At 34.7% G+C, this 1,742-nt stretch carries 3 protein-coding genes; all 3 read left to right on the top strand.

What is annotated here, in order from left to right; all coding sequences use genetic code 11:
- A partial coding sequence (locus tag ACESZP_RS17650; protein ID WP_499709908.1) for a TnpV protein occupies positions 1-113 on the top strand: 113 nt, incomplete at its 5' end.
- Between the two features lie 214 nt (positions 114-327).
- Positions 328-936: a class I SAM-dependent methyltransferase gene (locus tag ACESZP_RS17645; protein WP_119204757.1), complete on the top strand. Its 609-nt coding sequence runs from the start codon at positions 328-330 to the stop codon at positions 934-936.
- Positions 937-1,314: 378 nt separating this feature from the next.
- The coding region (locus tag ACESZP_RS17640) for a TetR/AcrR family transcriptional regulator (RefSeq protein ID WP_499709907.1) at positions 1,315-1,742 on the top strand (428 nt) is incomplete at its 3' end.

Here is a 1,742-nt window from a genome sequence, read left to right as displayed (position 1 = left end):
AGGGCGTTACTGAACAGCTCAAAACAGAACGCCCGATGTTGTGGGTTGGCAGAATAAACGAGATACAGGCAAGAGCAAGAGAAATCGTCAATGCAGAAATTATCTACGCATAGTAATGTAACGCTTATAAGATGAAAAAGAGGGTAGGCAGATAATATTTTTTGTCTACCCTCTTTGACTTGAAAACAGATACTAAATTGAGAAAACCTGCGTAAATACACTATCTCATTTCTGCAATTATTTTAAGACTTTATTGCACGAATTTTATAATAATGATAGAATGAATTAGTCAAAGCTAACTTGATTGATGTAAGGAGAGGTGTAATTATGTCTTTTTTTCAAAACACTTGTAAACCTAAAGGACTTGGCGGAAGCCTTATGGTTAATATGATGAATATAGGTCATTCTCCTATGGCAGAATGGGGATTGAAGCATATAAAAATTAATAAGAACGATATATCATTAGACGTTGGTTGCGGTGGTGGTGCAAATATAAAAAAACTATTAGAAAAAAGTCCAAAGGGTAAAGTTTTTGGCATTGATTATTCAGAGGTTAGTGTTAGAAAATCAAAAAAAGTTAATAAATTTGCAGTAGAAAGAAAGCATTGTGAAATTCTGCAAGGAAATGTGCAGGAACTTCCTTTTGCCAATGAAACCTTTGACTTAGCAACTGCTTTTGAAACAATATATTTTTGGTCTGATATTGACCAAAGTTTTAGCCAGATATATAGAGTGCTAAAAAAAGGTGGAATTTTTATGGTTTGTAATGAGTCAAATGGCGAAAATGACAAAGATAAAAAATGGACAGAGATTATAAAAGGAATGAAAATTTATACTTCCAAAGAGATTAAATATTCTTTGGAAAAAGCAGGATTTACGCATATAGAAACGAACAAAAATGCTAAAGGCTGGCTTTGTGTGGTTGCTCGAAAGTAAAACAATTTTTAAATTTTACCTGATATACTTAACGGATACGCTCACAATTTCAGCAACTGGCGAAGTAATCCCGTCATGCTTGCAAGCCATTCAAAGTCCCCGTTATCTAACAAGGGGCACAATTTACGAGGGCAAATGGACGAAACAGGCGAAAGTCCTAGAATATATGGGGGGGGGGTAAACGCACTTTCAAGGGGTGTTAACTGAAAGACGGTCATTTAACACCTTTTCAAACAAAAAGATAATGAAATTTACATCTCTGAGCAGACAGAAAATGATATTTGGATAGTGGAAAATAATATTGGGGAATTGACAAAGTTTTTGCGAGGTGCTATTATAACGATGTTATATAACAGTGTTATAAAAAGAGGATTAAAAATGAGCAACGAAGAAAAAACGACATTGCAGATGATTTTATCGGCTGCTATACAGGAATTTCTTGAAAAAGGCTTCACATCTGCTTCATTACGAAATATTGCTAAAAAAGCAGGCGTAACCACAGGGGCTTTATATGGCTATTATGATAGTAAAGAGGACTTGTTTGAAGCATTGGTAGGCGAACACTACAATTTTTTACTGGAACGATTTTGCAAGGCTCAAAAAGAATTTGCTGAAATTCCGCCAGAAGAACAACCTAACAATCTTACTTCTACTTCCGGCGAATGTATGTATGAAATGCTCTTGTATGCCTATGAACACTTGAATGAATTTAAGCTCATACTTTGCTGTTCGGAGGGAACACGTTTTTCAAAATTGATTGATGAAATGGTGGAAATAGAAACAAAAGGAACACATGATTATTTAGT

Source organism: Candidatus Dorea massiliensis AP6, assembly GCF_964245105.1.
GTDB classification, from domain to species: Bacteria; Bacillota; Clostridia; order Lachnospirales; family Lachnospiraceae; genus Laedolimicola; species Laedolimicola intestinihominis.
Note: the sequence above shows the minus strand (reverse complement) of the source record. Positions and strands in the feature narration are given on the sequence as shown.